Raw genomic sequence first — 6,564 nt, 5'->3', positions numbered from 1 at the left:
GCACAAATCAACAGCCTAATTTAACACAGCCTACTAAATTAAAAAATTTATATGCGTTCCTTTTTACGAATGCAAATATTCAAAAACTAATCATAGAAAAAAATCCTTTTCTGCTTTAAAATAATAAATGAATTTTAATTAATTGAGGTGAGACATCATTTTTGAATTATCCTACATCGAATGGGTTATCGTTATTTTGAGTACTGTTTTTATTGGTTTTACAAAAACCGGAGTATCCAGTATGGGTATCTTGGTTGCCACGATTTTAATGTACGTATTCCCAGCAAAAGAATCTATAGGAATCCTATTGCCCCTGTTGGTAGTCGGTGATCTCTTCGCCGTTATTTTTTATCGCAGAAGTGTTGTGTGGAAATATCTTATTTCACTGGTTCCATGGGTATTAATCGGAATCATTATCGGATATTATGTCCTTAATCAAATAAATAGTGATCAATTAAAACCACTGATTGGCGTCATCGTATTAGCATTGATTATGCTGCATATCAGTCGTGAGAGATTAGGAGAAAAGTTTACCAAAGCCCTTCCTAAGTCCATATGGTTTACCCTCTCTATGGGAATCTTAGCTGGATTTACGACGATGATTGGAAATGCTGCAGGCGGCGTAATGGCCATCTATTTGTTAATGAAAGGTTTGCCAAAGAAAGAGTTTGTTGGAACAGGGGCATGGTTTTTCATGTTCGTGAATTTGATTAAAATACCGTTTTATATCAGTTTAGGTTTAATTACAGTTGATTCCATCACGTTTAATGCTTGGTTGATTCCTACTATTTTAATAGGTGCTGTTATTGGAATTAAAGTGGTACCTCTCATCCCGCAAAAAGCCTTTCAAACACTTATTCTTGGGTTTGCCCTCATTGGAGCATTAAGACTTATATTAGTTTAATAGTCTTTAAAAAAGTAACCATTCAGTTAGAATGGTTACTTTTTTTGGCAGATGTATCCTTTTCAATAATAATTCTTTACCATCTCACCCATTACCCAGTTCGTTCTAGCACCTGTCAATCCAGTGCTAGGACACTTGCCGCTGCTAGTGGTTAGGTCTGCCACAATCGTTTCCACTAAGGGTTGATGAACATGCTCCGGTCGTTCGAAATTCCACTCTTCTATTCCCTTCTTGGTCGTCAATTTCACTGGTTCATTTCCAAACGTAGAAAAAGTTATCTTCCCTTTGCTTCCTACAATTTCATTGATATCCTCATCCTCAAATGCAGAAAAGCACCATTTCCCTATTCCGTGAACTCCCGATTCAAACAAATATGTACCTGAAACCATATCTTCCGCAGAATAATAGCCCGCTTGATTCGATGCAAATCCTTGGACAGATGTGATAGGTCCAAGCAAAAAGTCCAATATATCGAGCGTATGACTGGCTAAATCAAAAAACAAACCTCCGCCCGCAATTTCAGGTTGAACGCGCCAGGAGAGTTCATGTGCATTCTTCGATTCTTCTGTATTTTTTCGATACTGTGTGGTCGATACGAATCGAATCTCGCCGATTGACCCGTTCTCCAACAGCTCTTTTATTTTTAAAAATCGCGGTTGTGCCCTGCGGTAGTAGGCAACAAATAAAGGGACTCCTGCTTTTTCACAAGCAGCAATCATTTCTTGGCATTCAGCATAATTGCGTGCCATTGGTTTTTCTAAATATACCGGTTTCCCAGCCTTAGTTGCCATGAGGGTATATTCCATATGTGATCCAGGTGGTGTTGCAATATAGATAGCATTTACATCAGGATCATTAATGAGCATATCAGCGTCATCGTACCACTTGGGAACATGGTGACGGATGGCATAGTCTTTCGCAAGCTCTCCTGTTCTGCGCATGACCGCAACAAGCTCGGAGTTGTTAATTTTTTGGAATGCTGGACCGCTTTTCACTTCCGTCACATCTCCGCAGCCGATGATGCCCCAACGAACTTTGTCCAATTTCATGAAACTCCCCCCTACTCGACCACTTTACTAACCCTAATGAATTATTCTACCTCTCTATAAATGTTAATTTCGGTACTTTCTCTTAGTTCCCTAAGCCCTGGAACAATTCTTCTTACATGGTCTGTTTTGTTGTGTTGATTCAATGCCTCTTCATCCACCCATTCCTCAAGCATTGTGACAATAGATGGATCATTGATATCTTGATGAAGAGCGTATGTGATACATCCTTCTTCTTTTCTGGTCTCTGCAACCAATTCTCTAGCCTTAACTAAATATTCATCCGCCTTTACACCAGGTTTCAATTTTCCTTTTGCAACAACTTTAATCATTTTAATAGCACCTCTTTTTTAAATTAAATTTTAGATCCCTTATCATGCAGTTTACAACCTCTAATTCATTTCCCATAACACTTCAAGATTACCACATATCTTGATTTTGGACCTCATGAGCGCTTTAAGGAAACATACTTTTTATAATGATCCATAGATTACGTTCCGCAGTCTAGGCTGGTGATAGGCTTCAAGGTTTGGCATCAACTGCTGCATATAGACAGCGGATAGTTTTTCTTTTGGATCAATTAACACCCATGTACCAGCCAGACCCGACCAGCCAAATTCCCCGATAGAGCTATTACTGCCGCCAGTATGCGGACTCTTCATCGTCCTAACTCCGAGCCCATAACCGTATCCTGCTAGATAGTCCCAGTTATAAAACGACAGTTGATCCGAGGTAAGATGATTAGCAGACATTAACTCCACGGTTTTTCTTCCAATAATTCTTACCCCATCTAGTTCACCGCCATTGGCCAGCATATGAGCAAAAGTGCTATAATCACTCAATGTGGAAAGAAGACCAGCACCTCCGCTTTCAAACAGTGTACCTGGTTGATATTGTTCATCCAGCCTTGTATTTTTGAGCAGGCTACCTTCTTCATTACGCACGTAAAGGCTGCAGAGCCGGTGCTTTTTCTCATCCGGAATCTTAAAAAATGTATCGTTCATGGAAAGCGGTTGAAAAATTTCTTCTTTTAAAAATTCACCAAAGGTTTTTCCTGACACTACTTCAATCAAGGCTCCCAAAACGTCATGACTTAATCCATAGCGCCATTCTGTTCCAGGGTCAAATGCTAATGGGATTTTAGCCAAGGCTGCAGATAATTTTCGCACATTAAATGTGTTATCTTTTCTTAATAGCTGCATGGCTTTCTTGACTTCACGTTCCGTTTCACCTCCATCCCCTTCATAGGTTAACCCGGAAGTCATCGTAAAAAGATCTTTTATTCGAATCGGCCTAGTGGTAGTGGTTATGTTTTTTTCTCCTTTTTTCGTCATTCGATACACTTGTGGATTTTTAAACTCTGGTTGGTATTCCTCAAGAGGATCATTTAATAGGAATAGTCCGCGCTCATATAACATAAGCGCTGCAACACAGGTAACAACCTTTGACATCGAATAAATCCGGTAAATAGTATCTGCTGTAATCGGCTTCTCTGCTTCCAGGTCCGCTAATCCAACATAATCTTCAAATCTAGTTTCTCCCTGATACGTAACAGAACATGAACACCCTGCAGGTCCTTTTTCAACAAAACTCTTCAATATAGGATGAAGTTTTTCCAGCGATCTCATTAAATGAACCTCCTTTTAAAAAAGAATTGTTAATTCCTTTATACAGCTTGAGAACACTTTCATTATATATACTTTCCTTTATCAACATCAACAGAAAGACCGACAAAAACTCTATGATGCCGAGTTTTTGCCGGTCTTAAATAGCATTTATTTCTATACCGTAATCTCTATTAACTAGATTTTTTACGGAAATTCATGTATTGATATTTTGTTGCTTTGTAGGTCTGATGCGTATAATATACTTTTGCAGATGCGGTGTTATCACATAGCGTACACTTAATTTTAAATGGAGCTTTACGTATATGGGGAATTTCTAATACTGATATTGCTTCTTTCATATGCGTGTGACAAACCCACATTGTTCTCACCTCGAAATATGATTTTTCATAAATGGTCGATTGTATACCGTTTTTATTTAGTCGCAGATACTTCCTGCTTTAGTTTATCAGGTTTTCTCATTTTTACTTGGCTGGTAATTTTCTCATCCCAAGAGATTTCTATATCTCCATTTGTAACAAAGGTCTGGCAGCCTAAGCGATACCCTTTCTCTAGCCATTCCTCTCCCAATTTCCTTCTTTCCTGAATTTTAACATTGTCAAGAAATTCAGACCCTTTTTCCGCCTTAAAAACGCAAGTGCCGCAAATTCCTCCTCCACATCGATTCGGAAGCTCTCCATCATAGCGAAGTGACATTCTTAAAATATTCGAATCCTCTGGAACTTCTAACTGTTTATTACTATTAATAAATCGAATGGTTGGCATCTATGAATTCCTCCTCGAAATGTTCTTCTTGGTATACAATATACCATATATTTAATTTTCAGACAATGTGTATATTTAAAATTTTCTAATTATTTTTTAGAATCTATTACAATAGGATAAAAATAAAACAGGCTGCTTGGAATATAGCTGCCTGCCTCAACTTTTACTTCTAAGTAGCTTCTCTTGTAGACTTTCCATATAGGTAATATATGCTTTTTTTGAATTTTCTATATGAATCCTCATCAAAAATTCAGCCATTTCCGTTTCCTGATTACGCAAAGCCTTCATAATATCTATATGTTCCTTTAAAGATACTTTCCTTCTGCCAGGTGTCTCATAGCCCATATTCGCTGCCATATGGATATAGTCTATTAAACCGGAAAGAATTTCTAATAATTTCGGACTCTTCGATGCCTTATTAATTAAATGGTTCATTTTAATATGTTCAAAATTAAAGTTTTCTTCTTCTTTCTCTTGAATTTCTATTAATTCTTTTATTTTTTGATCCAATTCATTTTTAGTCTCTTGATCCATTCTTTGCGAAGCTAATTTAACGGCAAGGACTTCTAATGAAGCAAGAATCGTAAAAACCTCAATGACCTCATTTACCGAAATATTGGTAAGTACCACGCCTTTCCTAGGAACGGTTTTCACAAAACCTTGTGATTCCAGCCGGAACAAAGCCTCCCTTATTGGGGTCCGGCTTATTTTTAATTTAGCTGCCAGCTCTCTCTCAATTAAACGGTCGCCAGCCTTAAACTCTCCCTCGAGGATCATCTTTTTTAAATAAAGATAGGCATGTTCTCTAATTGATAATAGATTATTTTCCTCCCATTTCACTTCCATCGTTCCACCTCCTAATTTAATTTTGATTATTTTCCTAGATTAAGATAGAAAGATCCCGCCATAAAGGAGTGCTCCAATAATTACAAAAGATGGATGAACCTTTAATTTGCTCAAGGTGACAAAGCTAAGCACAGCTAGAAGCACTAGGTGAAATACTCCACTATTTTCAAAGGCTGTTAAAAAGAATTGATAAGCCATTACTGCCAGTAAGATCGCGATAATTGGCTGAACAGATTTTGTCATAAGCTTTACTTTTGGGGAATCCTTAAATAAATTCACAAACTTAAACAACAAAATAACAGCGATAGCTGATGGAAGAATCGTAGCAGCAAGTGCAACAATCGAACCTAGAATGCCACCTACTTCATATCCGATAAAACCTGCCATCTTTGTTGCAATTGGACCGGGTAACGCATTGGCAATGGCTAACAGGTCGCCGAACTCGGATAGAGTCATCCAGTCTTGTTCGTTGACTACTTCGATTTGTATTAAAGGGATAGTAGCCGGTCCGCCTCCGTATCCCAAAAGATTCGCAATAAGAAACGACCAAAATATTTCAAAATAGATCATGAGCTTTTCTCCTTTAGTTCAACTACATCTTTTGGAGGAGTGTTTGCAGCCTTTTCTTTACGGCTAGCAATGAAAAAGGCAGAAATTAAAAATGCGGCAATTAGAATTCCTGGATGAAGTCCGACCAATTGGATAAGGATGAAAGAAATGGCTGAGAACAATAACATCTTCGATAAACCCAAACCTTTTTTGCCATTTTGGAAAAAACGATAAGCCATTTCCGCAAGCATGTACCCTATAACAGGGGTAACCCCTTGAACCATGCCGCCTACTATAGGAGAATTACTAAATGAATAAAGGAATCCTAACAAACCAAGCATGGCAATGACGGAAGGAATGACATGGGTCAAAATGGCTACCACAGCCCCTAAGTTTCCTTTCACTTTATAACCGATATAGGCGGCCATTTTTGTAGCAATAGGGCCAGGAAGCGTATTTGCCAGCGCCAAAACTTCACCGAATTCTTCCTCTGACATCCATTTATATTTTTTCACAGCCTCGAATTCGATTAACGGGATGGTTGAAGGTCCTCCTCCATAGCCAGTAACTCCGGTGCGCGCAAATCCAATGGCTAATTCCAAAAATTTATTCAATTGATTCTCCATCCTTCCTTTGTAGCTAGCCTTTGAAGTGTTAATACTGTTTAAGGACCTCATATTGTTCCTTGTTGGACAATGGATGAGGTCCCATTTTTTTAAATTTTTGGTTCTGTTAAACTTTGCTGTTGATTTGTGCTCCAGGCGGTTCGGGGAGCCTCCTCGGCACTAAAGCGCCTGCGGGTTCTCCCCTGTCCCGTCCTCCTGCAGGA

At 38.6% G+C, this 6,564-nt stretch carries 8 protein-coding genes; 1 reads left to right on the top strand and 7 read right to left on the bottom strand.

Annotation, left to right across the window (positions count from 1 at the left end; all coding sequences use genetic code 11):
• Nucleotides 1-196 precede the first annotated feature (196 nt).
• Nucleotides 197-904 carry a sulfite exporter TauE/SafE family protein gene (locus CHI06_RS26680; protein WP_306453850.1) on the top strand — a complete coding sequence of 236 codons (708 nt, stop codon included), beginning with the start codon at nt 197-199 and terminating at the stop codon, nt 902-904.
• A gap of 62 nt (nt 905-966) precedes the next feature.
• Here the strand turns inward: CHI06_RS26680 and CHI06_RS26675 are convergent, their stop codons facing one another.
• The 7 genes from CHI06_RS26675 to CHI06_RS26645 form a co-directional block, all read right to left on the bottom strand.
• Nucleotides 967-1,953 (bottom strand): Gfo/Idh/MocA family protein, encoded by a 987-nt coding sequence (locus CHI06_RS26675; RefSeq protein WP_095251673.1) that lies wholly within the window; start codon nt 1,951-1,953, stop codon nt 967-969.
• A gap of 41 nt (nt 1,954-1,994) precedes the next feature.
• On the bottom strand, nt 1,995-2,282 hold the full coding sequence (locus CHI06_RS26670) for a putative quinol monooxygenase (RefSeq protein ID WP_095251672.1): 288 nt from the start codon (nt 2,280-2,282) through the stop codon (nt 1,995-1,997).
• 141 nt (nt 2,283-2,423) lie between these two features.
• A complete protein-coding gene (locus CHI06_RS26665; RefSeq protein WP_095251671.1) occupies nt 2,424-3,578 on the bottom strand; it encodes a serine hydrolase domain-containing protein in 1,155 nt (384 codons plus the stop codon).
• A gap of 411 nt (nt 3,579-3,989) precedes the next feature.
• Nucleotides 3,990-4,340, bottom strand: a complete 351-nt coding sequence (locus CHI06_RS26660) for a 2Fe-2S iron-sulfur cluster-binding protein (protein WP_095251670.1) — start codon at nt 4,338-4,340, stop codon at nt 3,990-3,992.
• A 156-nt stretch (nt 4,341-4,496) separates the two neighbouring features.
• Complete coding sequence (locus CHI06_RS26655; RefSeq protein WP_095251669.1) at nt 4,497-5,186, bottom strand: GntR family transcriptional regulator; 690 nt, start codon at nt 5,184-5,186, stop codon at nt 4,497-4,499.
• Nucleotides 5,187-5,225: 39 nt separating this feature from the next.
• Nucleotides 5,226-5,756, bottom strand: a complete 531-nt coding sequence (locus CHI06_RS26650; RefSeq protein ID WP_095251668.1) for a chromate transporter — start codon at nt 5,754-5,756, stop codon at nt 5,226-5,228.
• Entirely contained in the window at nt 5,753-6,361 is a 609-nt protein-coding gene (locus CHI06_RS26645) for a chromate transporter (protein WP_373558174.1), read from the bottom strand. Before CHI06_RS26645 ends, CHI06_RS26650 begins: the two co-directional genes overlap by 4 nt.
• Nucleotides 6,362-6,564: the final 203 nt, after the last annotated feature.

The sequence above is a fragment of the Bacillus sp. 7884-1 genome (genome assembly GCF_002272245.1).
GTDB lineage: Bacteria > Bacillota > Bacilli > Bacillales > Cytobacillaceae > Neobacillus.
Note: the sequence above shows the minus strand (reverse complement) of the source record. Positions and strands in the feature narration are given on the sequence as shown.

Coding starts and splice junctions, on each gene's coding strand:
- CHI06_RS26650 (WP_095251668.1), bottom strand. CDS start 5,756: ATGATCTATTTTGAAATATTTTGGTCGTTTCTTATTGCGAATCTTTTG.
- CHI06_RS26660 (WP_095251670.1), bottom strand. CDS start 4,340: ATGCCAACCATTCGATTTATTAATAGTAATAAACAGTTAGAAGTTCCA.
- CHI06_RS26655 (WP_095251669.1), bottom strand. CDS start 5,186: ATGGAAGTGAAATGGGAGGAAAATAATCTATTATCAATTAGAGAACAT.
- CHI06_RS26675 (WP_095251673.1), bottom strand. CDS start 1,953: ATGAAATTGGACAAAGTTCGTTGGGGCATCATCGGCTGCGGAGATGTG.
- CHI06_RS26670 (WP_095251672.1), bottom strand. CDS start 2,282: ATGATTAAAGTTGTTGCAAAAGGAAAATTGAAACCTGGTGTAAAGGCG.
- CHI06_RS26645 (WP_373558174.1), bottom strand. CDS start 6,361: ATGGAGAATCAATTGAATAAATTTTTGGAATTAGCCATTGGATTTGCG.
- CHI06_RS26665 (WP_095251671.1), bottom strand. CDS start 3,578: ATGAGATCGCTGGAAAAACTTCATCCTATATTGAAGAGTTTTGTTGAA.